This window comes from Longimicrobium sp. (genome assembly GCA_036389135.1).
Classification (GTDB): domain Bacteria; phylum Gemmatimonadota; class Gemmatimonadetes; order Longimicrobiales; family Longimicrobiaceae; genus Longimicrobium.
In genome coordinates this window covers 115,833-138,685 of record DASVQP010000019.1, presented here as the reverse complement: position 1 = coordinate 138,685, position 22,853 = coordinate 115,833, and the positions used below count along the sequence as shown (strand labels likewise).

Below are 22,853 nucleotides of genomic sequence, written 5' to 3'. Positions count from 1 at the left end.
TGCAGGTTCCGGCGCATTGAGACGAGCACGAGGGCGCGCCGGTCACCGCGCGGCGGCATGGTGCCGGCCGAACAGGTACGACAGCGTCACCCCGAAGACCTTTGCGTCCGCGGTGTACACGCCCACGTTCGGCTCGCCGGGGCGCACGGAGCCGCGGCGGTCCGGCTGGACGATGTGCTGGTACGCCAGGTCCAGCCCCAGGCTGCGGGTGAAGCGGTAGCCCAGCCCGGCCGTGAAGTAGTTGCGCTCGAACTCCGGAAGGAGCGGCGTAGCGCGGGGCGAAGCCTCGTTGTTGTACCGGAAGCCGGCGCGCAGCGCCAGCGCCTCCGTCGCCGCGAAGTCGGCGGCGAAGCGGAAGGTGTTGGTGTTCTGGTACCCCAGGTTCAGCACCCGGTCGGTCGCGTTCTCGTTCTCGAAGTCGATGTCGAACTGGTCGAAGCTCTCCCACCCGGTGAGCTGGTAATCCGCCATCACGTTCAGCCGAGGGGTGGCGGCGAAGTTGACGCCGACCACCAGCTGCGACGGGAACTCGATGGTGGTGCCGATCCCCTGGTCACCCAGCGCGCCGCTGGCGATCTGCGCCGCGATCAGCGCGTCGATGCCGGCGTTGCCGGTGGGCACCGGCAGGAAGGTGGCGTCGCCCTCCATCTCCACTTCGGCCGAGTGCAGGTAGCGCACGCCCAGCGAGGCGCGCTCGCTCAGCCGCGCGATGCCGCTCAGGTGGTAGGTGAAGCCGGTGCCCTCGCCCTTGAGGGTGGCGTCCGCCACGTCCAGCCCGCGCAGCCCGGAGCCGGGCACGTCGGCGCGCTGGTGCACCTCGATGTTGCCGCGCACGTAGTCCAGCCCCGCGCCCAGCGCGATGCGGCCGGGGACGAGCTGGTACGCCACGGTGGGCTGGATGTAGATGCCGCGGAAGGCGTTGTCGTAGCCGGTGAAGCGCCCCTCGAAGTTGTTCTCCGCGGTGCAGGCCGCGGTGTTGGTCTCCGCGATGCTGCACACGTCCCACTTCAGCCCCAGGCCGTACGGCGCGAACACGCCCAGACCCACCGCCAGCCGGTCCGACGCGCGGTAGTTCACGAACGCCTGCGGCACGGGAACGGTCTCCGCCTCGCGGCGGATGGTGGGGTCGGCCAGGTTGTACCCGGGGTCGTAGCGGAAGGTGTTGCTGGTGTTGACCAGCGTCACGCCCACGCTGAGCGCGCTCCCCTGCATCGCCAGCCCGGCCGGGCTGAAGTACACCGCGGACCCGTCTTCGCACGGCATGGCCACGCCGGTGCCCACGCGACCGGTCATGCATGCGCTCTGCTGGTCTACGCCGGAGCCCTGGGCGTGCAGGGCGGGAGTGCCGGCCGCGATGCACGCGACGGCCGCGGCACTGGCCATGGCCAGACTTCGTTTCATACGGGTCTCCTGTGGGTGTCGCTCTTGGATGGTCCCCGTGCGCGCGCGTCGAGGCGCGGCGGGGGTGCTGGACGGGATGGGTGTGCCCGGGCTAGGTGGCCTCACGATACACCCCGCCACGGCCCCGGTCAAGGCGATTCGGCGCGCGCCGCCTTGTATTTAACGGCGCCCGGCCACTGAGCCGCGCTCATTCGCGCAGCGCCACGACCATCGTCCCCACCGCGTTGAGGAGGGCGACGCAGTTGGCGGCCACGAAGATCCGGTTCTTGAGGCGCAGAGAGTAGAGCAGGAAGAAGAAGCTTGCCACCGTCTGCAGGCCAAAGAAGAGGGGGTCGATATCCTGCGCGCCCTCCGTGAGCGCCTTGATGAAGGTGTAGGTGAGGGAGCCCGCCAGTGTCAGGCACCCGATCCACCCCATCACCTGTACCCATCGCTTGTCCGCCGCGCGCCGCTTCGGTGCCATCCACTCGCTCCCTCTGTTCACTTGTCTCTCGGGCCGATCCGGTAATGCACGGCCCGGGCCGCGCCATGCGCAGGCAGTCGTTTTGCGATTGCCCCCCGATTGCCGCCGGATTCGCCGGCATCCTGGAGCGTTGGGGGGAGCGTATGAACGACGTGGAGCGGACCTTCATCGCGGCGGGGAAGTCGCTCAGCCTGGTGTGGCTCACGGAGCCGTCCGGGCGCTACCGGATCGTGGAGCCGTACATGGTCTTCGTCTCCACCACGGGGAAGCGCCTCTTCCACCTCTACCAGATCGGCGGCTACAGCTCCGGCGGGGTGCTGCGCGGGTGGAAGAACCCGGAGGTGTCACTCTTCGAGAGCGCCCAGGTGGTGGACCAGCGCTTCACCCCGCGCGAGGCGTACAATCCGTTCAACGAGGAGATGTTCCCCGACGTCGTCTTCGCGGCGCCCACGCGGGACGGGCGGGTGAGGGTGCCGGGGACGGAGTGAAACGGCATCACACAGAGGGCACGGAGGGGAGCTGAAAGGCACGGAGAACCCCTTCTGAGGTCCTTGTACTGTCCTCTGTGTCTCTGTGGGAGGCTGTTGTTCCTCAGGTGGAGCTCAGCAGTTGCGCCAGCGGGTCCACGCCGTGCCAGCTCCCGCGCGTCCCCAGCAGTCGGAGGCGGGCGAAGAGCTCTTCCGAGTACCAGTTCTCGGCGCGGGTGCGGCGGACGGTCTCGGCGTGGGCGGCGCTGCCGTAGGCCCAAGAGGTCATTGCCGTCGCGCTGCGCCACACGCTCAGCGTGGCCTGCTTGAAGTACGGCGCCTCGCCGACGCCGAAGCTGAGGAGGAGGTCGGGGTGGCCGCGCAGGGTGGCGTCCACCGGGGCGACGCGGCTCCAGAAGCGGAGAGCGCGGCTGGGCCGGATGGTGGCGCGGGTGAGGACGACGACGGGCGCGGCGGGATCGGGGCGCTCCGGCGGATCGCGGACGAGCAACGGCTCCATGCCGCCCCACCGTCCGTGCGCGGAGAGCGGGGTCATGACGATGGAGTAGACCTCTTCGCCGCGCGCGCGGTACTGGCGCATCACGCGCGATTCCGCGTCGAAGCGCTCCCAGGCCGCTGCATCCTCCCACGCGGTGAAGAGTGCCCAGGTGGCGAAGTCGGGCACCGCGCTGAAGCCGATTCCGCGCCCCGTCCCCAGCAGCCGCGCGAAGCGGAGCCCGGGCACGCGCGCCAGCAGGGGGCGTTGGGCGGCCATGTGCCAGGCCCCCAGCACAGCCCGCGTGGGACGGTAGCGCACGACGGTCAGGACGGCGACGGTGCTCAAAGCCGTGACAGCGTCCTCACGTCGTCGTCCATCCACTCCTGCTTCGCGCCCTCCGTGATGACGACGCGGAGCCGCCCCTCGCGGTCGATCCCGTACACGACGGCCGAGTGGGAGATCATGGCGGGCTTCGCCGGATTGGCGCCGCCGTGCGCGGCCGCGGGCGCGGCGGGCATGGTGTAGGCGCCGTAGCCGGCCATGGCGCGCGCCATCGACGCGGAGTCGCCGGTGAGGCCGACGACCTGCGGGCCGAACTTCGACACGTAGCTCTTGAGCACCGGCGGCGTGTCGCGCGCGGGGTCGTTCGTCACCAGGAGGATGCGGACGTCCTGGCCCCGTCGCCCCGCGGCGCGCACGGAGCGCTGCAAGCGCGCCAGCGTGAGCGGGCAGACGTCCGGGCAGTGCGTGTAGCCGAAGAAGAGGAGCACGGGGCGCCCTCGATAGCTGTCCAGCGTCGCCGGGCGCCCGTCGTGGTCCACCAGGGCGAAGGCGGGCGCGGGGCCGGTGTCGTCGTAGGTGGTGCCGTGGAAGGAGGAGGCGCCCGGCCAGCCGCCCGCTCCCCCCACCGCCGCCGCCCCGAGAGCCGCGGCGCATGCCAGCGCGATCGCCGCCCACATGGCGGGGCGGCGCGTTCCGTTCGCCATCCAGGTGCTCCTTGGTGTGGTTCGCGGCGGCCCGGCCCTTGCCGCCGCCGCGCCGGTAATCTACACCGCGGCATGCGCTTGTGCCATTCGCGCGGGGGTGGCGCGCCGGTTGGGCGCGGGCTACGTTGCGCCCCCGTTTGCGCGGGTGCGTCCGGGGCGATCAAGGAGGGGAGGATGGAGCTTGGGGAGCTGGAACGGACCGTGTCTGCCGCGTTCGCGGAGCGCGAGCGCCTGAAGGAGCCCGCCACGCGCGAGGCCGTCGAGGAGACCATCGCCCTGCTGGACACGGGGCGGGTGCGGGTGGCCGAGAAGGTGGACGGGGTGTGGCGCGTCAACGCGTGGGTCAAGGAGGCGATCCTCCTCTACTTCGCCCTGCGCCCGCTGGAGCCTATGGAGGCCGGCGACCTGCGCTTCTTCGACAAGATCCGCACCAAGACGGACCTGCAGGCGCAGGGGATCCGCGTGGTGCCGCCGGGGGTGGCCCGCTACGGATCGTTCCTGGAGCCGGGGTGCGTCGTCATGCCCGGGTACGTCAACATCGGCGCGTACGTGGGCGCCGGGACGATGGTGGACACCTGGGCCACGGTGGGCTCGTGCGCGCAGATCGGCGCGGGGGTGCACCTCTCCGGCGGCGTGGGGATCGGCGGGGTGCTGGAGCCGCCGGGCGCGTCGCCGGTCATCATCGAGGACGGCGCCTTCATCGGCTCGCGATCGATCGTGGTGGAGGGGGTGGTGGTGGAGGAGGAGGCGGTGCTGGGCGCCAGCGTGGTGCTGACCGCCTCCACCCCCATCGTGGACGTGACGGGGAGCGAGCCGGTCATCACAAAGGGCCGCGTTCCCGCCCGCTCCGTCCTGATCCCCGGCACGCTCCCCAAGGAGTTCCCGGCCGGCACCTTTCACGTCCCTTGCGCCCTCCGCATCGGCGAGCGCAAGGCATCGACGGACAAGAAGACGTCGCTGAACGACGTGCTGAGGACGTTCGACGTCCAGGTGTAAGCTGTCCTTTTGAAGGGCCTCACACAGAGACACAGAGGATGACAGCAAGAACAGAAAAGGGGGTTCCCGTTCTCCTCTTTCCGTTTCTCTCTGTGGCTCTGTGTGAGGCCCGCAGTTACCCGTAACCTGAAGCCGAACCGAAATCGTGACCCAACCACAGACCCACGCGAACACCGATCCCGAAGCCCTCCGCCACGAGCTCTCCGAGCGGACGCTGGCGCTGTGCAAGATCCCGAGCGAGACGGGGCAGGAGGCGCTGATCGCCGAATGGGTGGAGGGGCAGTGCTCCGCCTTCGCGGGACCGGAGTCGGTGAAGAGGATCGGCAACTCGCTGGTCTGCGATCCGCTGGGCGCGGAGGGGGCGCCGGGGCTGCCGGTGGTGGCGCTGGTGGGGCACCTGGATACCGTGAAGTGCGCCGAGGACCAGGCGTACGAGATCCGCGACGGCCGCGTGTACGGTTGCGGCGCCACCGACATGAAGGCCGGCGTCGCGGTGATGCTGGCGCTGCTGGAGCGGTGGAAGGAGCTGGAGGGCTCGCGCCCCGTCTGGATCTTCTACGACGGCGAGGAGGGGCCGAGCGAGGGGAACGGGCTGGAGGCCGTGCTCACCTGGCCGGAGCTCCCCGCCATCGACTTCGCCTTCATCCTGGAGCCCACCGACCGCGCGCTTCAGCCCGGCTGCATGGGCGTCCTCCACGCCAGCGTGACCGTGCCGGGCGTGCGGGCCCACAGCGCGCGCCCCTGGCAGGGCGAGAACGCCATCTACCGCGCCATCCCGCTCCTGGAGAAGTTCGCACAGCTCGAGCGGCGCTGCATCACCTTCGGCGCGCTGGACTTCTACGAGGTGATCGTGGTGACGCAGGCGACTACTTCAAACTCCAAGAACGTGGTGCCTGACGCGCTGGTCCTCAACGTCAACTTCCGCTTCGCCCCCGGCAACACCGCCGAGAACGCCGAGCGCGAGCTGCGCGAGATCGTGGGCGACGCGGCGACGGTGGAACTCATCGACTCGGCGCCCTCCGGCGAGGTGCACGCGGACCATCCACTGATCCGCGATTGGCGGGAGCGGCTGGCGCTCGACATCCAGCCGAAGCAGGCGTGGACCGACGTGGCCCGCTTCACCGCGCACGGCATCCCCGCCGTCAACTTCGGCCCCGGCGAGACATCGCAGGCGCACCAGGCGAACGAATGGTGCTCCATCGATTCGCTGGAGCACTGTTTCGCCGCCCTGTACCGGTACTTTCGCCCGTGAACCCCACCATGGAGCGGATCACGCCCTCGCTGATCCGCGCCCTCCACGCCCGCAAGCGCCCCGGCGACATCGACCTGGGTCTGGGCGAGCCCGTGCTGCGCCCCGACATGCGGCTCTTCGAGGGCGCCATGGAGCGCGTCCGCGTCCACGGAACTCCGTACTCGCCCAACGGCGGCTTCACCGAGCTGCGCGAGGCGATTGCGCTCCACCATGGCTTTCCGGAGCGCACCGCCGCGGCCAACGTCTGCACCACCGTGGGATCGGAGGAAGCCCTCTTCCTCGCGATCAAGACGACGCTGAACCCGGCGCGCGACGAGGTGCTGATCGTGGAGCCGTGCTACCTCGCCTACCCGAAGCTGTGCATCCTGGAGGGGATCCGCTACCGCACCGTCGCGCTCTCGCCTGACGACGGCTTTGCGCCGCGAGCTGCGCCGGTGCTGGAGGCGCTGGGGCCGGACACGCGCATGGTCATCCTCAACTCGCCGTGCAACCCGACGGCGCGCGTGTGGCCGGAGGCGGAGCTTCGCGCGCTTGCCGAGGGGCTCTCCGCGCGCCCCGGCCCGCCGGTGTACGTGCTGGTGGACGAAGTGTATCGCGAGCTCTACTACGGGCCGGAGCCGCCCGCCTCCCTGGCGACGCTGTATCCGCACGCGCTCACCGTCGGGTCGCTCTCCAAGAGCAACGCGCTGACCGGGATGCGCTCAGGGTGGCTGATCGCGGACGCTCCCGTCATCGCCAACGCCATCAAGGTGCACGGGCTGGTGAACACCGCCTCCAGCACCTTCAGCCAGTGGGTTGCGATGGAGGCGTTCGCGCAGCCGGGCTCCCTGGCCGCGCACCGCCCGCTCTACGCCGCCCGCCGCCGCGCGCTGCTGGCCCTGGCGGAGCGGCACGGGATCGAGCTGGTGCCGCCGGAGGGCGCGTTCTACGCCTTCATCCGCCTCCCCCCGCACCTCGCCGCCAACTCGATGGCCGCGGCGGAGCGCCTCCTGGACGAGCACCGCGTGGTAGCCGTCCCCGGCACCGCCTTCGGCCCCAGCGCAGAGGGATGGCTGCGCATCTCCTGGGTTCCCGAGGAGGCCACGCTCGCCGAGGGGATGGCGCGCATGGCGGCGTTCTTCGCCAGCGCGTAATTCGCGCCGGATGGCCCGAAAACGGGTTTTCGGTCACGGAACTTGCCGCTCACGGGAAACACGCTCGCCCTGGAGGGTGTAGTGTACTGCAACCCGGAGGAACTCATGGAAGCGTATCGAACGCGAGTACATGTGAACCAAGACGGCTCCGTAACACTACCTGATCTGCCGTTCCAGGCAGGTGAAGAGGTGGAGGTGATCGTGCTGGCGGAGGCGCGCAACTCGCGAGATGCGGCGCGTTACCCTCTTCGTGGCACACCGCTACCCTACGCCGATCCCTTTGAGCCGGTAGCGCAGGATGATTGGGAAGCACTCCAGTGATCCTGATAGACACCCACATTTGGCTGTGGTGGGTGAACGGTGATCCGCAGCTGACCAGCGCGCAGCGTAAGGTGCTCTCTGATCACGAGAGCACCGGCATCGGGGTAAGCGCGATCTCGTGCTGGGAAGCGGCGAAGCTGGCACAGGCTGGGAGAGTTCGGTTTCCACGCCCCATTCCGGAGTGGATGGATCTGGCCCTCGGCTACCCCGGACTCCGAGTAGTGGAATTGACGCCTCGCATCGCGGTGGAGTCCACCCTGCTCCCAGGCGAGTTTCATCGCGACCCTGCGGACCAGATCATCGTCGCGACCGCGCGGGTCCTAGACTGTCCCCTGGTAACGTCCGACGCGCAGATCTTGCGCTATCCCCACGTCAAAAGACTGCCCACCTGAGACCACGCCGCCGCATACGATGTTGGGCCGAGCACCTGTCCCGTCCAGACAACTTGCCGCGCGAGCAGAGCGTCGGGACGACCGATGACGAACCTGGGATGTCAAACAGCTCCTCCTTCGCCCAATCTTCGCCTCCTTGCTTCTTCTGAACAGCTGAAAATCGCATGAGGCTCTATCTTCGTGAATCACGCGCGCGTAGCGTGTATACGTGCTTTATCTGTACGGCACACATCCCTCGAGGTGATACATACTATCGTGACGAACCGCATCCTGCGGCGCGTAGCCGTCAGTCTGTGCGCCACCTATGCCAAACTTGTGTGGGAATCATCGAGGAGAATGGCTCCAGTTCTGCCAGATTGTGGCGGCGTCATCCGCTGCCGTCCACCGACGGGGCGCAAATCAATCTGCAGTTTGACGGAGGGATCCACGAAGCTCTCGTACGGACTACTCAAGTCCGGTTGGTTTCCGCAACACGCCCGCTACTGCAGCGCCTTACCAATGACTTCGCCGAAGTTTATAAGCTAACCCCCGAGCAATTTGAAGAATTCATCGCTGAACGTTTCGATGCTATGGGATTTCACGTCGAAAGGGTTGGTGCATATAACAAGAAAGATGGTGGCATCGATCTCATTTTCCTTCCTAAGGCTCAGACTCTTTTTCCATTTGTCGGTGCTGCTCAGATCAAGCACCATCGCTCGCCCCTGAAGTATCTGGGGCCGAGGCCGATCCGGGAGTTCTCGGCTGTACTGGGTGCCAATCCCTTCGACGTTGGAGTTCTAGTCACGAATACCACGTTTACGCCGGATGCGGAGTGGTTCGCGAGAAACAAGGCGCCTCTCCTCAGGTTGCGCAACGGCTATGATCTGCGGCGATGGGTGGCATCCCACTTCACGGACGCAGAGGAGTGGCGCGAGATCCCAACGAGCATAGAACTCTGCCCCGGAGTTGTCGTGCCGATTCCGAGGCCATTCGATCGCAGGTTCCATTCGCCCCGTTTAACGTAGGAGAGACACACAAAAGCACGGAGGAACCTCATCGCGGTATCTCTGAGTCTCTGCGTGCGACCCACTGTACCGCAGGGTTGTGCTGCCGCTCCGAAGGGGGCAGCAGGAACACGATCGAACGGCAGCCCCTTGCGCAGTGAGCCCGGCGCCCCCGAGCTTGGGAGGCCGGGCTTTTCCGTGCCGTGAACCGTCTTCGACCCCGCTCCGCCAATGCGCATCGCAGCCGCACTGCTGGTTGGTTTTCTCGCGCTCCCCGGCGCCGTGCAGGCGCAGGAGACCGCGCGCCCCACCCGCGCCGACACCCTGCGCGGCTCCATTACCCCGCAGCGGGCGTGGTGGGACGTCTCGTTCTACGACCTGGACGTGCGCATAGACCCGGCGGCGCAGAGCATAAGTGGGCGCACGGCGACCACGTACCGCGTGCTGCAGCCCGCCAGGGAGATGCAGATCGACCTGCAGATGCCGCTGGAGGTGGACAGCATTCTGCAGGACGGGCGCAGGCTGTCGTACCGCCGCGAGGGGAACGCCTTCTTCGTGACGCTCCAGTCGGCGCAGCGGGTGGGGGAGCGGAAGACGATCGCCGTGCACTACCGCGGGAAGCCGCGCGCCGCCCGCAACGCGCCGTGGGACGGCGGATTCGTGTGGGGGCAGGACAGCACGGGCGCGCCCTGGGTGGCGACGGCGGTGCAGGGGCTGGGCGCCAGCGCGTGGTGGCCCAACAAGGACACGCAGGCCGACGAGCCGGACAGCCAGCGCGTCGCCATCACCGTGCCCGATCCGATGGTGAACGTCTCCAACGGCCGCCTGCGCGGCACCCGCAAGAACGGCGACGGAACCACGACGTACGAGTGGTTCGTATCGAAGCCGATCAACAATTACGACGTGGCGGTCAACGCGGGGAACTACACGCACTTCAGCGACACGTACCAGGGGGAGCGGGGACCGCTGACGCTGGACTTCTGGCCGCTGGCGTACCACGAGGCCGCCGCGCGTCGCCAGTTCGCGCAGGTGAAGCCGATGCTCGCCTGCTTCGAGCGATGGTTCGGCCCGTTCCCCTGGTATGAGGACGGCTTCAAGCTGGTGGAGACGCCGCACCTGGGGATGGAGCACCAGAGCGCGATCGCGTACGGCAACCACTACCAGAACGGCTACCGCGGCCGCGACCTGTCGCAGACGGGGGAGGGGCTGGACTGGGACTTCATCATCGTGCACGAGAGCGGGCACGAGTGGTTCGGCAACAACATCACCACCCGCGACATCGCGGACATGTGGGTGCACGAGGGGTTCACGAGCTATTCGGAATCGCTCTACGTGGAGTGCCTGCGCGGCAAGGAGGCGGGCGCCCGCTACACCGTGGGGCTGCGCAAGAACGTCGAGAACGACCGTCCCATCGTCGGCCGCTACGGCATCAACGAGGAAGGGTCGGGCGACATGTACTACAAGGGCCACAACATGCTCCACACCATCCGTCAGGTGATCGGGAATGACGACAAGTGGCGCGGCATCCTTCGCGGCCTGAACTCCACCTTTCGCCACCAGACCGTCACCGGCGCGCAGGTGCAGCGCTACATGAGCCAGCAGGCCGGCATCGACCTGTCGCGCGTCTTCCAGCAGTACCTGACCACCACCAAGATTCCCGTGCTGGAGTACCGGGTGCGCAACGGACAGCTCGGCTACCGCTGGGCCAACGTCGTGCCCGGCTTCGCGATGCCGGTGCGCGTGTCGGTGCAGGGAGGGGCGATGCGGACGCTGCGCCCCACGGAGCGCTGGCAGACGCTCGCTCTCCCCTCGCGCGGCGACTTGCGGCTGCGGGTGGACGAGAATTTCTACGTGGAGTCGCGCCAGGCGGCCCGGTAGGGCGGTGGACGTGACGGCGCTGGACGAGTTCGAGCGCGGGCTGCGGGCGCGCATCGGCTCTCCCGCGTTCGTGCGCCCTTTCGTGTGCGAGGGATCGCCGCTGGAGTGCCGCGCGTTCATCGTCGGCTCCAACCCGGCGACGGCGCTGGAGCTGGACTACTGGAGCTTCTGGGAGCGCGGGTACGGCTTCCACCGCACGATCTGGGCGGAGGCGTCGCGCGCGCAGCGGCGGGCGGCGGGGAAGGCGGAGATCACGCCCACGCGGCGGATGCTGGGGCGGATCATGAAGGAAGCCGCGCCGGTCCGCTGCCTGGACACCAACGTCTTCTCCACTCCCACGCCCGCCGAGCGCGACCTCGCCGCCGACCTGCGCCGCACGGACGTGTTCGACTTCGTGCTGGACGCGGTGCGCCCCGCGGCCCTGCTCGCCCACGGCAAGGAAGCGGCGGACCACCTGCGACGCTTGCTGGGGGCCGGTCAGCTTCCCTCCGAGCGCTTCGATCCCGTGCCGGCGCCGTGGGGGAGCATGCGCGTGATGGCCGTCCGCCACCTGTCCCGTGGATGGTCGTACGCGGAGGTGGAGGCGCTGGGGCGTGCGCTGCGGGATGCGGCGGCGGAGCAGCGATCGTAATTGGCTCACACAGAGACACAGAGAAAAAGCAGAACGGGGTTCTCTGTGGCTTGCAGTTCCCTCTGTGGTCTCTGTGTGAGGCTTTTTCCTTTTGTCTGGCGGCGCGCTTCTTTCGTCTGGGCCTCGCAAATGAACCCGAAACGCGAGGCAAACCGATGGCGTCCCGCATCCCCCGTCCCGAGCTTCCGCCCGACCCGATCCGCGACCGCCTCAAGGACGTGAGGCTCGGGCTGCTGCGGCTCCACAAGGCGCTGATCGACGCCGAGCGCGGGGAGATCGAGCGGCGCAGCGGGCCCATGTCCAGCGGGCACTTCCTCCAGATGCTGATTCAGCACGAGGCGTTCGCGTGGCTGCGGCCCTACTCCGAGCTGATCGTGCAGATGGACGAGGCGTTCGCCACACGCGAGCCGATCCCGGAGGAGAACGCCCGCGCGTACGTGCGGCAGGTGGTCGCGCTGCTGGCACCCGCACCGCCCGCCGCGGACCGGCTGGACGAGCTGCGGCGCCGCGAGGGGATCGTGTGGGGCGCGCACGAGGAGCTCACCCGCCGCATCGCCGCGTTTCCGTCCGCCGCCGAGTAGGCGCGGCGGAACGCCAGGGCGGCGGCGGGGTCTAACGGCGCCTCAGCCGTGCTTTGCGCGGATTCACCCAGTTCGAGGAACGCTATGAATTTCGTTCGTCTGCTCGGCGCCGTGGCGCTTTCGCTCGGCGTCTGCATTCCGGCGCAGGCCCAGGGCGCGTCGGTGGCCCACGCCTCCGCGCTGGCGCAGCAGGATACCTCGCCAGCCAACTGGTGGCACCAGGAAGGGCGCTACCCGGGGATCGGCGCGGAGCGGCTGTACCGCGAGGTGCTGGCGAACCGCCGGCCCGCGCGCTCCGTCGTGGTCGCCATCATCGACTCCGGCACCGACGTGGGGCACCCCGACCTGGACGGGAGCCTGTGGACCAACCCGCGCGAGGTGGCGGGGAACGGTCGCGACGACGACGGCAACGGCTACGCGGACGACGTCCACGGCTGGAACTTCATCGGCGGGCGCGACGGGCGGAACGTGAGCGTGGACACCTACGAGGTGATCCGCATCTACGGCCAGCTCCGCCGCTACGAGGGCGCAAACCCGGACACGCTGCGCGGCGAGGCCCGGCGCGAGTACGACCTCTTCCGCGAGGTCAAGCCGCAGGTGGAGCGGCAGCGGACGGGCGCGCAGCAGTCGCTCGCCCAGATCCGCGAGTACGAAAAGGCGCTGAACCGCGCCCTGGCCATCCTGCGCACGCAGGTAGGCGCCGACTCGCTGACGGTGGAGAACGTCTCGCGCATCCAGTCGATCCGGCAGGACGTGGGGGCGGCGAAGCAGCTCTACCTGGGGCTCGCGCAGCAGGGGTACTCGCCCCGGCAGGTGATCGAGCAGCGCAAGGACCTGGAGGAGCGGGTGCTGTACGCGCTGAACCCCGACTTCGACCCGCGCACCACCATCGTGGGCGACAACTACGCCAACGTCTCCGAGCGGGTGTACGGGAACCGCGACGTCAAGGGCCCCTTTGGCGACCACGGGACGCACGTGGCCGGGATCGTGGCGGCGGAGCGGGGGAACGGCGTGGGTATCGACGGCGTGGCGCCCGCGGGGACGCGCCTGATGATCCTGCGCACCGTCCCCAACGGCGACGAGCGCGACAAGGACGTGGCGAACGCCATCCGCTACGCGGCGGACAACGGCGCGAACGTCATCAACATGAGCTTCGGAAAGGGGTACTCGCCGCAGAAGCGCGCGGTGGACGACGCGGTGCGCTACGCCGAGTCCAGGGGCGTGCTCCTGGTGCACGCCGCCGGCAACGACGGCGAGAACCTGAACGAGAAGAAGAACTTCCCCACCCCCCGCTTCGAGGGCGGCGGCGAGGCGCGGAGCTGGATCGAGGTGGGCGCGTCGTCGTGGGAGGGGCCGGATCGTCTCGCGGCGCCCTTTTCCAACTGGGGGAAGGGGCAGGTGGACGTCTTCGCGCCGGGGGCGCAGATCCTCTCCACGATCCCCGGCGGCGGCTACGAGCGCAACTCGGGGACGAGCATGGCCGCGCCGGTGGTGAGCGGCGTGGCGGCGCTGCTGATGTCGTACTTCCCGAACCTCACGGCGGTGCAGGTCAAGCAGATCATCCTGGACTCCTCCACCAAGTACCCGACCCAGATGGTGGTGCGCCCCGGTACCGAGAACGAGCGCGTGCGCTTCGCCGACCTGTCCACCACGGGCGGGATCGTGAACGTGTACGCCGCATTCCAGATGGCCGAGCGTATGAGCGGCGCGCGGCGCTGAGCACGGCGTCGGACGAAAGAACGGGTCCGGAGCCAGGCTCCGGACCCGTTTTCAGATCCACGAACTGCCGTTTCACACAGAGACACGGAGGAAACGGAAAGGGCACGGAGGAACATACCGAGCCCTCTTCCTTGCTTGTGGTTCCCTCTGCGTCTCTGTGTGAGGCTGTTCAGTGGCTCTTGGTGGTGTCGCCCTCGGTGGCGCCGGAGGTCATGGCCGGTGGGGCGTTGGTCGCGGTGCTCGGGGTCGCCGTGGCGCCGCCCGCGGTGCTCGCGTCGGTGGCCGTCGCCGTGTCGGCGGGCGTGCCGGTGCCGGTCTGCGGGCCAGTGCTCTCGATGGTGCCGGTGGGGCCCGGGTCCAGGCTGTCGCCGGCCTTGGGCTCCTGCTCGCCGCCGCCGCAGGCCGCGGCCAGGGCGCAGAGCGCCGCCAGGGTAAGGGTACGTGCCTTCATGCGTTCCTCCTTCCTGTTGCGAAGAAAAGCCCGCGCTCCCCGGAGGGAAGCGCGGGCCAGGGTACCGCCGAGCGTCCGATTACTGCTTCGGAGCGGCCGAGTCGGTGGTGGTGGTGCCCGTCGTGGTGGTGGTGCCCGCGGCGCCGGCGGCCGTCGTGTCGGCCGGCATGCCCGTGGTGCCGCCCATCGCGGCCGAGTCCATCGGCATCGGGGCGGTGGTCGCCGCGCCCATGCCAGCGGTGTCGGTGGTGGTCGTGGTGGTGGTCGCGGTGCTGTCCGTCGCCGCGCCCTCGCCGCCCTCGCCGCCCTCGCCGCCGCACGCCGCGGAAGTGATCACGGCCACAGCCGCCACTGCAAGGAAACGTGCCTTCATTGGTATACCCTCGGTCCTAAGTTACGAAAAAGCCAGGCCCGCGCAGAGTTGCGCGGGCCCGGTGTGCCACCTGCTCAGTGCTGCTTCGCGGCGGTGTCGGTCGTGGTGGCGCCACCCGCCTGTCCCTGGCCCTGCGTGGTGTCCGTCGAGGTCGTGGTGGTGGTGGTGGTCACCGCCGTGTCCTGCGTCGGAACGACCGCCGGCTGGCTCACGGTGTCCTGCCCCGAAACGACCGTGGTGTCCGCCGTGGTGGTGGCGTTCTCGGAGGTCCCGCCTTCCTCGCCCTCGCCGCCGCCGCACGCGGCGGTGGCAACCAGGGCAGCCATCGCGAACGCGGAGAAGATGCGTGCCTTCATGGTCGTTTCCTCGGATCTGGGGGTGTTCGGGCCGGTCCTGGGATCGGCCGTGCCCGGGGTGTGGCGCCGCTACGGATGTGCCGCGGGCGCCGCGCTGTCTTGCTGCGTCTGGCCTTGCTCTCTCGCCGCGCTGTCCACCGCTTCCGGCGCCGCGGTGGTGCGCGCGATCGCCGAGTCGGTAGTCGTCGATGCCGGGCCCGTGACCGCCGCCGTGTCGATGGTGACCGCCGGCGCCGGCGCGGAGGTGACCCCCGCGGGCGTGCCGCCTTCCAGCGCGGTGCCGGTGTTCCTGTCCCCCTTGGCCGCCTCGTTGGCGCACGCGGCCGCAAGGACCAGTGCGAAGGCGGGGAGGGTGCGAAGCTTCATCGGGCGGTGCTCCTGCTCGTTCCGGGGTCCGGCGGCGATCGCGCTCCAGTTGGGCACGTTATAGGCAACGGGTGTGCCCCATGCGCCCCGGCTGCCGTCGTGTAGCCAAAACCCGCGCCGCTGCTTAACTTTCCCCCCGTGAGTCTCTTCCAGGAGCGTGTCCGGTGCCCCTGTTTGCACCCGCCGGAGGTGTTCAGTGAACACTGTCCGGCCGTTCAGTGAACGAACGCGGTTCCATGCCCGCCCCGCCGCGACGGTGCGGCGCCTGTCGCTGCGCGCCAAGGTTTTCGTCCTTTTCGCGGGCGCCGCGCTGCTGATGCTGGTGCCGGCGCTCCTGCTGATCGCCGACGCGGTGGAGCGCGAGGTGTACGCGCGGGCCACGGGCCAGCTGAGCGACGCGCTTGAGGAGCTGCGGGAGGATTGGATCGACCGCGACGACAATCTGGCCCAGAGCGTGGCCACGATCACGGTGGACCCCCGCGTGGCCGACGTCTGGAGCAACCCGGCGGCGCTCCGGCAGCGCATCCGCGAGAACGTCCAGAAGCTGGAGGTGATCGCGGTGGACAGCGCCGGGCGCAGGCTGGCCGGGCACAGCCTGGACGAGGAGACGCTCCGGGTTCTGGCGGCGGACACGGCGCGGCGGGGGACGCGGATCGTGCTGGCGCCGGGGCCGCGCGGCGGGGTGCCTCTGCGTCTGGCGTCGTCGCCGATGGAGCGGGTCACCTGGTCCGATTCGCTGATGGAGGCGGACACGGTGCGGCTGGGTACGGTGGCCGTGGGGTCGCAGCTCACCGCCACGGGGCTGAGCAAGGACCTGCAGTCCACCGGTACCGACGTGGCGCTGATCGTGGGCGACTCGCTGCTGGGGGTGACGCTGCCAGACACCACACTGGTGCCGGAGGTGCGCGCCCTGAACCTCGGCGAGCTCCGCTCCGGTCCGAAGCGGGTGCTCCTGGGTGGACAGCCGTACCTCACGACGGTGTCCAGCCTCCCCACGCGGGGGCTGGCGGCCACGGTGATCCTCTTTCGCCCGGTGACGGACGAGCTGGGGATCGCGCGCGCCATCACGCAGTCGTTGTGGGCGATCGGGCTGGCGGCGCTTCTCCTGGCGCTCCTTCTGGCCGCGGTGGTGTCGCGCATCGTGGCGCGTCCCACGCAGGTGCTTGCCGAGGCCTCCGTGCGGCTGGCGCGCGGCGACTACGCGGCCCCCCTCCCGCGCCCGTCGGACGACGAGATCGGGCAGCTGGCGCGGGCGTTCGGCGACATGCGCGAGGCGATCTTCGCGCGCGAGCAGCGGCTGAGGTCCGCGCAGGCGGAGATGATCCACCGCGAGAAGCTGGCGGCGATGGGGCGCCTCGTAGCGCAGCTCTCGCACGAGATCAACAACCCCATCTACAACATCCAGAACTGCCTGGAGGCGCTGGAGCGCCGCGGCGACCCCCTCGATCCCAACCGCGAGTTCCTCACGCTGGCGCAGGAGGAGCTGCTGCGCATGGCCGGCCTCACGCGCCGCCTCCTGGACCAGAGCCGCCCCCTCTCCGACGCGGTGGCGCCCACGGACCTGAACGCGGTGGTGCGGCGCGTCCTGACGCTGGCGGGTGCGGAGATGGAGACGCGCGGCGTGGAGGTGGAGACGGCGCTGGACCCGACCCTTCCGCGCGTGACGGTGCACCCGGAGGCGATCCAGCAGGTGCTCGCGAACCTCGTCTACAACGCGGGCGACGCCATGTCCGGCGGCGGCACCCTGCGCGTGGTGACGCGCGTGGCCGACGACGCCGTGGAGGTGATCGTGGAGGACACCGGGACCGGCATCGCCGAGCACGACCTGCCGCACATCTTCGAGGCGTTCTACACCACCAAACCGGGTATCGCGGGGATCGGCCTCGGCCTCTTCGTCTCCGAGGGTATCGTGCGCGGCCACCGCGGCCGTCTTTCGGTGGAGAGCACTGTGGGCCGCGGCAGCCGCTTCACCGTCCGCCTCCCCCGCGAAACGCTGGACGAGACGCTCGCCGAAGCCCCCGCCGAGGCCGCCACGGCCGGCGCCGCGGTCTGAACACGCACTCACGCACTAACGCACTGCCTTTCCCAGGATTACCGTTGACGACCGATACACCACGCATCCTCATCATCGACGACGACCGCGCGTTCCGCGTGGGGACCGGCGCGCTCCTGGCCGACGAAGGGTACGCCGTGGATGCGGCGCCCGGCGGCGACGAGGGGCTGGAGAGGCTGCGCAGCGACCACTACGACATGGTGCTGCTGGACCTGAAGATGGAGGGCCGCACCGGGCTTTCCGTGCTCCAGGAGCTGCGCGTCTCCGGCAACGACGTGCCCGTGCTTATGCTGACCGGCTACGCCACGGTGGACAGTGCGGTGCAGGCGCTCAAGCTGGGCGCGGACGACTACCTGACCAAGCCCTGCGACAACCAGGTGCTTCGCCAGAAGATCCGCACCGTGCTCGCCCGGCGCGAGCCGGTGCTGGGCGCCGGAGCTCGCCGGCTGGTGGCGACCACCACCAAGATGCGCGAGGTGCTCCGCGCCATCTCCCGCGTCGCCCCCACGGAGAGCACCGTGCTGCTGCGCGGCGAGACGGGTTCGGGAAAGGAGGTCATAGCCCGGGCCCTGCACGAGGAAAGCCCGCGGCGGGCGCGGGCTTTCGTGGCGGTCAACTGCTCGTCGCTGGCGGAGGGGCTGCTGGAAAGCGAGCTGTTCGGCCACGCGCGCGGCGCCTTCACCGGCGCCGTCACCGACCGCAAGGGCCTCTTCGAGGAGGCCAACGCCGGGACGCTCTTCCTCGACGAGATCGGCGACGTTTCGCCGGCCATGCAGGCCAAGCTCCTGCGCGTGCTGCAGGAGCGCGAGGTGGTGCGGGTGGGGACCTCGCGCCCCGTCTCGGTGGACGTGCGAGTGGTGGCGGCCACGCACCAGGACCTGGAGGCGATGGTGGAGGAGGGGCGCTTCCGAAAGGACCTCTACTTCCGCCTCAAGGTCTTCCAGATCCGCGTGCCGCCGCTGCGCGACCACCCGGACGACATCCCCGCGCTGGTGGCCGCCGCGCTCGCCCGCTGGAACGAGCGCAGCGAAGCCTCCCGCCGCGTGGCCGGCATCTCCGACGAGGCGATGGAGCTCCTGACGGCCTACGACTGGCCGGGCAACGTGCGCGAGCTGATGGCGGCGGCGGAGTACTCGTGCATCGTGTGCGAGGGCGGCCGCATCCTCCCCTGCCACCTGCCCGAGGAGATCCGCGAGGGCGCCGGGACGTTCGCCACTGGCGACGGCCGCAAACCGGGCGCCGTGGATTCACGCCCCGAGAGCGGCCGCCGCTACCAGGCCCCCGACTCCGACGCCGAGCGCGAGGCGATCCGCTCCGCCCTCGAGGAAGCGAACGGCAACCGCACCAAGGCCGCCGCCGCGCTGGGGATGGGGCGCACGACGCTCTGGCAGAAGCTCAAGGAGTACGGGCTGTAGGGAATTCCCATAACACCGGCGGTCGAAACCGCTGCAACAACCGCGGGAAACCTGCCTTCGCAGGTTTGGGGGCAGGGTTGGTGCGGGGCCCCAGCATCGGTCCGGCGGCGAACCGGGGGCTGAAGCCCCCGGCTGGAACCACGGGAAGGCGGCTGAAGCCGGCTCGAGAAACGCGGCATTGGACCCGGAGTCCGCGGAGGCGGACTTTGTGCTTTTGTTGCCGCGAGTTTACTCGCCAGGGCAGGGTCTGGCCTACTCCACCACGATCGTCCCCTTCATCGACGGGTGCGGCTCGCAGTGGTAGGGGAAGCGGCCGGCCTGGGTGAAGGTGTGCTCAAAGGTGGTGTTGGGGGAGATCAGGCCCGAGTCCCAGCTCCCGGCACCCTCGGCGTCGGAGGTGGAGGAGTGCTGGACGGCGTCGCAGTTGGCGAAGATGACGCGCGTGCCAGGGCGCACGCGCAGCTCGCCGGGGCCGAAGGCGAAGTCGCGGATGCGCACCACGTTGGGCTGCGTGCCGCCGCAGAGCTCGGCCGCGCTCCCGCCTGTGCTCCCCGCCACACGCTCGGAGAAGCACCCGCCCAGCGATGCCGCCACGACCGTCGTGGCAAAGGCCGCGCAGCCGAAGCTGTAAATCGATTTGATGGTCATTTGACGATCACCACTCCCTTCATGAAGGGGTGCGGGGTGCACTGGAAGTCGTAGGTGCCAGGCGCGGTGAAGGTGTGCCGCCACACCCGCCCCGGCTCGATCAGCCCCGAGTCGAAGGAGCGGTCCACCGCCGTCACCGTGTGCGCCAGCGCGTCCGTGTTCGTCCATTCCACCGTCGTCCCCGCCGCGATCTCGATGCGCGCGGGGATGAAGGCCAGGTTGCGTATCCCGGCTTTCACCACCGGGCCCGTCGCTGGCGCAGACGGGGTGGACGGAGCGGCGGCGGGGGCGGTGTGCGCTGGGGCGGCCGGCTGCGCGCCGCCGCCGCCGAACCAGCGGGCCAGCGTCACAGGGATGGTGAACTCGAAGCCGTAGCGGATCTCCTTCTCACCGCGCGACGAGCCCTGCAGCGTGTACGCGTTGGTGTTGGCCGCCTGCAGCGAGAGCGAGTGCGGCGTGTGGGGAAGGGCTACGTGCAGCCCCGCGCTCCACGCCATCCGCTCCTCCGGCGTGCGGTCCATGAGCGTCGCCACGTCGCCGGCGAGCGCCAGGTAGCGCGAGATGCGCAGCGTGCCCCCGCCCGCCACAGCGAAGCGCGTCTGGCCGGCCACCAGCGGATCGGAGAGGACGCGCGCGGCGGCCATCAGGCGCACCGGGCCCTGGCGCCGGGCCAGCGTCACCTCGCCGTCCACGCCGGCGGCGGCGAGGTTGTAGGCGACCTGCGCGGCCACGTCGGCGGGCGCGCCGCCATCCTGCGCAAAGAAGGCGTGGCGGGCCCATAGCTCCCATTCGTTGGGGTAGCGCGGCGCGAGCTGCGAGTTGGTGGCGTAGTGGGCGCCCACCAGCGTGCGCTTCGGGAGCCCCGCCGCCACCGTAAAGGTGGGGACGTTGATCACCTTGCGCTCCGGCGCCGAGCTGGCGGTGAAGCGGTGCATGAAGTTGAAGTACAGCTGCCCGCTGTTCCCCACCCACCCGCCCGTCACGTTGGGCGAACGGTCCAGCAGCGACTGGGCGTGCGCCGCGGGGGCGCTCAGCGCGAGGAGGATGAGGGCGGCGGCTGGGATGGGCTTCGGCACGGTCGGCTCCGGTGCGGTGGGCGGCGGGCGGCGCGCGGATGCACGCCGCCCGTTCGCGTCTACTGGACGGTGAGGACTCCCTTCATCCCCATCGCCATGTGCGGCATGCAAAAGAACTCGTAGCGGCCCGGCTTCACCCCGGCGAAGCTGATGGTGTAGACGCCGTTCGCCTGGGTCACCAGCGGGCCCCAGAGCGCCTGGATCTGCGCCGGCATCCCGGCCGAAAGGGCGCGCTCGGCGTCGTCCGGCACCTTCGCCGGATCGAAGGAGACGTTGTGCGGGCCGCCGCTGGCGTTGACGAAGCGCACGCGGTCGCCCGCCTTGATGGTGAGGCTCGCCGGCTCGAAGCGGGCGGCGCTCCCCACCATCACCATCTTCACCTCGTGCGTGGTGGGAGGCGTGTCCGCCGACGCACGGACGGCGAAGGGGGCGATGGCCAGGGCGAGTGCCGCGAGGATGGTCGTTTTGCGCATGGTATGGCTCCGTTGGTGATGGATGGTCGGGCGCGTCACTGGACGACGACGCGCCCCGTCATGCCCGAGTGCCGCGTGCACTGGTAGTCGTAGCTTCCCGCGGTGGTGAACTGGCGCGCGATGTTGCCGCTGCGGGTGTCCGGGATGTTGCCGCCCGCGGGCGCCGCGCCGTTGAAGGTGACGTTGTGCGTGGCCCCGCTGATCTGCCACGTCACCGTGCCGCCCGCCGCGATGGTGACCGCCTGCGGCGCGAACGTTTCGCCCGGCGTGGTGACCGTTGCGGACGAGTTGCCCGGCGGCGGCGGAGGAGGCGGAGTCGTGCCCCCGCCCGCGGTCACGCTGACCGTCGCCGATCCCGTGCGCGTGACGCCACCGGAGGTGATGGAGGCGGTGATCGTCGCGCTCCCCGCCGCCACGCCCGTGACGACGCCCGTGCCGCTGACGGTGGCGCGGGTTGCGTCGCTGGTGGTCCAGGTGGCGGCGGGCAGACCGGACATCGGCTGGCCGTTCTGGTCGAGCGGCGTCGCCAGGAGCTGCGCGGTGGATCCCACGGCGACGCCTGGCGCGCCCGGCACCACCGACACCGAGGTGAACACCGCCGATGAGGTCCCGCCCTGTACGATGACGGTGCCCGTCTCGTTGTGGTTCTCGTGTCGCGCGCAGCGGTACGTGTAGGTGCCCGCCGTGGGGAAGGTGCGCGAGACGGACCTGCCCTCGTCCATCTTGGGGATGTTGCCCCCCGGAGGCGCCGCGCCCGTCCAGGTGACGTCGTGCTCGTCGTCCACCATCGTCCACGTCACCGTGCCGCCCGGGGTGATGGTGACGCTGGCGGGCGAGAACGCGTGCTCCAGCCCCTGAACCGTCGCGCTGCTGCTTCCGCCGCCGCCCGGGGGTGGCGCGCTCGCGGTGACGGTGATCGTGGCCGTCGCCGTGTGCGTGACGCCGCCCGAGGTGAGCGATGCCGTGATCGTCGCCGTTCCCGCAGCCACGCCGGTGACCAGGCCCGCGGGGCTCACGGTGGCCACCGACGCGTTGCTGGTGGTGAAGGCGGCGGCCGGCAGACCCGACATCGCCTGGCCGCTCCCGTCGCGCGGGGTGGCGGCGAGGGGCAGCGTCGACCCCGCCGCCACCGCGCCCGATGCGGGCGACAGGGCAAGCGAGGCGAAGGTGGCGCCCGCGGGCCGCGTCACTGTCACCTGCACGCCGGCGGTGCGCGTGGCCCCGGCGGCGGTGAGGCTGGCGGTGATGGTGGCCGTTCCGGCTCCCACGCCGGTGACGACGCCGCTGCCGCTGACCGTGGCCACGGCGGCGTCGCTGGTGGTCCACGTGGGCGCCGGGAGCCCGCTCATGGCGGTCCCCGAGGCGTTCACGGGTGTGGCGGATAGCTGCAGGGTGCCGCCGGCGGCGACGCTGGCGGTGGTGTGGCTCAGCGTGAGTCCGGCGGGGGCGGTGATCTCGCCTCCATTGCCGGTCCCGTTCTCCGTCGGCGTCGTGGCCGCCCCGCCGCCGCCGCATGCGGCCAGCGCGGCGAGGACCAGCGCGGTGATCAAGGGCTTGTACATCGGGGGGTCCCTTCCGCTGCGAGGGTCTCCCGTTGTCCCGGGAGTCGTTTGTTTCGTGTCCTCTGCAAAGGCAACACGGGGACCGGTCCCGCGACGCATGCGGGGAGCGCTGCAAGCCGTTGTGAATGCTGGGGGTTGGGTGTGCGGTGCGCGGGCGGAGGGATGCAGTGCGGCGGGTTCGGTGTGTATCGCAGCGATACACCGTGTCGTGCGGGGGGACAGGCCCGCGTTGGTGAGGCGCGCGCGGTGTGGCGCGGGGGCGGGCACGGGCAACCACGTTGGGGCGGCCCTACGTCGTGACGGTGGGTCGAGACGGGGGTGGGGGAGGGCAGACACGCAGGTCTGCCCCTACGGATATTGGTGTTGCCAGCGGTGGTC

General features: G+C 70.0%; 25 protein-coding genes. 13 read left to right on the top strand and 12 right to left on the bottom strand.

Annotated elements, in window-relative coordinates; genetic code table 11:
* Positions 1–42: 42 nt before the first annotated feature.
* On the bottom strand, positions 43–1,401 hold the full coding sequence (locus tag VF584_04085) for an outer membrane protein transport protein (GenBank protein ID HEX8209346.1): 1,359 nt from the start codon (positions 1,399–1,401) through the stop codon (positions 43–45).
* A 187-nt stretch (positions 1,402–1,588) separates the two neighbouring features.
* Positions 1,589–1,864 (bottom strand): hypothetical protein, encoded by a 276-nt coding sequence (locus VF584_04080; GenBank protein HEX8209345.1) that lies wholly within the window; start codon positions 1,862–1,864, stop codon positions 1,589–1,591.
* A 143-nt stretch (positions 1,865–2,007) separates the two neighbouring features.
* Here VF584_04080 and VF584_04075 point away from each other — a divergent pair, with 143 nt between their 5' ends.
* A complete protein-coding gene (locus tag VF584_04075; protein HEX8209344.1) occupies positions 2,008–2,352 on the top strand; it encodes a hypothetical protein in 345 nt (114 codons plus the stop codon).
* Positions 2,353–2,455: 103 nt separating this feature from the next.
* Here VF584_04075 and VF584_04070 read toward each other — a convergent pair whose 3' ends face one another.
* Positions 2,456–3,175, bottom strand: a complete 720-nt coding sequence (locus VF584_04070; protein ID HEX8209343.1) for a hypothetical protein — start codon at positions 3,173–3,175, stop codon at positions 2,456–2,458.
* Positions 3,172–3,816, bottom strand: coding sequence for an SCO family protein (locus VF584_04065; protein HEX8209342.1), 645 nt, complete (start codon positions 3,814–3,816; stop codon positions 3,172–3,174). Before VF584_04065 ends, VF584_04070 begins: the two co-directional genes overlap by 4 nt.
* Positions 3,817–3,990: 174 nt before the next feature.
* Between VF584_04065 and VF584_04060 the strand changes: the two genes are divergently transcribed.
* The 10 genes from VF584_04060 (at position 3,991) to VF584_04015 (ending at position 13,702) form a co-directional block, all read left to right on the top strand.
* The gene (locus tag VF584_04060; GenBank protein HEX8209341.1) at positions 3,991–4,812 is read left to right on the top strand and encodes a 2,3,4,5-tetrahydropyridine-2,6-dicarboxylate N-succinyltransferase; all 822 of its coding nucleotides are present in this window, start codon (positions 3,991–3,993) and stop codon (positions 4,810–4,812) included.
* A 145-nt stretch (positions 4,813–4,957) separates the two neighbouring features.
* Entirely contained in the window at positions 4,958–6,064 is a 1,107-nt protein-coding gene (dapE, locus tag VF584_04055) for a succinyl-diaminopimelate desuccinylase (protein ID HEX8209340.1), read from the top strand.
* A complete protein-coding gene (locus VF584_04050; GenBank protein HEX8209339.1) occupies positions 6,061–7,197 on the top strand; it encodes a pyridoxal phosphate-dependent aminotransferase in 1,137 nt (378 codons plus the stop codon). The genes dapE and VF584_04050 overlap by 4 nt, the downstream gene beginning before the upstream one ends.
* 132 nt (positions 7,198–7,329) lie before the next feature.
* The gene (locus VF584_04045) at positions 7,330–7,518 is read left to right on the top strand and encodes a hypothetical protein (protein HEX8209338.1); all 189 of its coding nucleotides are present in this window, start codon (positions 7,330–7,332) and stop codon (positions 7,516–7,518) included.
* Positions 7,515–7,910: a type II toxin-antitoxin system VapC family toxin gene (locus VF584_04040; protein HEX8209337.1), complete on the top strand. Its 396-nt coding sequence runs from the start codon at positions 7,515–7,517 to the stop codon at positions 7,908–7,910. Before VF584_04045 ends, VF584_04040 begins: the two co-directional genes overlap by 4 nt.
* Before the next feature lie 317 nt (positions 7,911–8,227).
* Positions 8,228–8,914, top strand: coding sequence for a restriction endonuclease (locus tag VF584_04035; GenBank protein ID HEX8209336.1), 687 nt, complete (start codon positions 8,228–8,230; stop codon positions 8,912–8,914).
* A 210-nt stretch (positions 8,915–9,124) separates the two neighbouring features.
* The gene (locus VF584_04030) at positions 9,125–10,771 is read left to right on the top strand and encodes a M1 family metallopeptidase (GenBank protein HEX8209335.1); all 1,647 of its coding nucleotides are present in this window, start codon (positions 9,125–9,127) and stop codon (positions 10,769–10,771) included.
* A 4-nt stretch (positions 10,772–10,775) separates the two neighbouring features.
* Positions 10,776–11,402: a hypothetical protein gene (locus tag VF584_04025; GenBank protein ID HEX8209334.1), complete on the top strand. Its 627-nt coding sequence runs from the start codon at positions 10,776–10,778 to the stop codon at positions 11,400–11,402.
* A 155-nt stretch (positions 11,403–11,557) separates the two neighbouring features.
* Positions 11,558–11,983 carry a hypothetical protein gene (locus VF584_04020; GenBank protein HEX8209333.1) on the top strand — a complete coding sequence of 142 codons (426 nt, stop codon included), beginning with the start codon at positions 11,558–11,560 and terminating at the stop codon, positions 11,981–11,983.
* Positions 11,984–12,067: 84 nt separating this feature from the next.
* Positions 12,068–13,702, top strand: a complete 1,635-nt coding sequence (locus VF584_04015) for a S8 family peptidase (GenBank protein HEX8209332.1) — start codon at positions 12,068–12,070, stop codon at positions 13,700–13,702.
* A 169-nt stretch (positions 13,703–13,871) separates the two neighbouring features.
* Here the strand turns inward: VF584_04015 and VF584_04010 are convergent, their stop codons facing one another.
* From VF584_04010 to VF584_03995, 4 genes are all read right to left on the bottom strand, one after another.
* Positions 13,872–14,153, bottom strand: a complete 282-nt coding sequence (locus VF584_04010; protein ID HEX8209331.1) for a hypothetical protein — start codon at positions 14,151–14,153, stop codon at positions 13,872–13,874.
* A gap of 79 nt (positions 14,154–14,232) precedes the next feature.
* Entirely contained in the window at positions 14,233–14,526 is a 294-nt protein-coding gene (locus VF584_04005; GenBank protein ID HEX8209330.1) for a hypothetical protein, read from the bottom strand.
* Positions 14,527–14,600: 74 nt separating this feature from the next.
* Positions 14,601–14,882, bottom strand: a complete 282-nt coding sequence (locus VF584_04000; protein ID HEX8209329.1) for a hypothetical protein — start codon at positions 14,880–14,882, stop codon at positions 14,601–14,603.
* Between the two features lie 69 nt (positions 14,883–14,951).
* A complete protein-coding gene (locus tag VF584_03995) occupies positions 14,952–15,248 on the bottom strand; it encodes a hypothetical protein (protein ID HEX8209328.1) in 297 nt (98 codons plus the stop codon).
* Between the two features lie 196 nt (positions 15,249–15,444).
* On the opposite strand from VF584_03995, the gene VF584_03990 reads away from it, so the two are divergent.
* Complete coding sequence (locus tag VF584_03990) at positions 15,445–17,301, top strand: ATP-binding protein (GenBank protein HEX8209327.1); 1,857 nt, start codon at positions 15,445–15,447, stop codon at positions 17,299–17,301.
* A 44-nt stretch (positions 17,302–17,345) separates the two neighbouring features.
* Positions 17,346–18,716 (top strand): sigma-54 dependent transcriptional regulator, encoded by a 1,371-nt coding sequence (locus tag VF584_03985; GenBank protein ID HEX8209326.1) that lies wholly within the window; start codon positions 17,346–17,348, stop codon positions 18,714–18,716.
* Positions 18,717–18,968: 252 nt separating this feature from the next.
* On the opposite strand, the gene VF584_03980 is transcribed toward VF584_03985, so the two are convergent.
* The 4 genes from VF584_03980 to VF584_03965 are packed head-to-tail and all read right to left on the bottom strand — an operon-like array spanning position 18,969 to position 22,475.
* Positions 18,969–19,364, bottom strand: a complete 396-nt coding sequence (locus VF584_03980; GenBank protein ID HEX8209325.1) for a cupredoxin family copper-binding protein — start codon at positions 19,362–19,364, stop codon at positions 18,969–18,971.
* The gene (locus VF584_03975) at positions 19,361–20,440 is read right to left on the bottom strand and encodes a cupredoxin family copper-binding protein (protein ID HEX8209324.1); all 1,080 of its coding nucleotides are present in this window, start codon (positions 20,438–20,440) and stop codon (positions 19,361–19,363) included. The genes VF584_03980 and VF584_03975 overlap by 4 nt, the downstream gene beginning before the upstream one ends.
* A 59-nt stretch (positions 20,441–20,499) precedes the next feature.
* On the bottom strand, positions 20,500–20,913 hold the full coding sequence (locus VF584_03970; protein ID HEX8209323.1) for a plastocyanin/azurin family copper-binding protein: 414 nt from the start codon (positions 20,911–20,913) through the stop codon (positions 20,500–20,502).
* Between the two features lie 35 nt (positions 20,914–20,948).
* Complete coding sequence (locus VF584_03965; protein HEX8209322.1) at positions 20,949–22,475, bottom strand: Ig-like domain-containing protein; 1,527 nt, start codon at positions 22,473–22,475, stop codon at positions 20,949–20,951.
* Positions 22,476–22,853 lie beyond the last annotated feature (378 nt).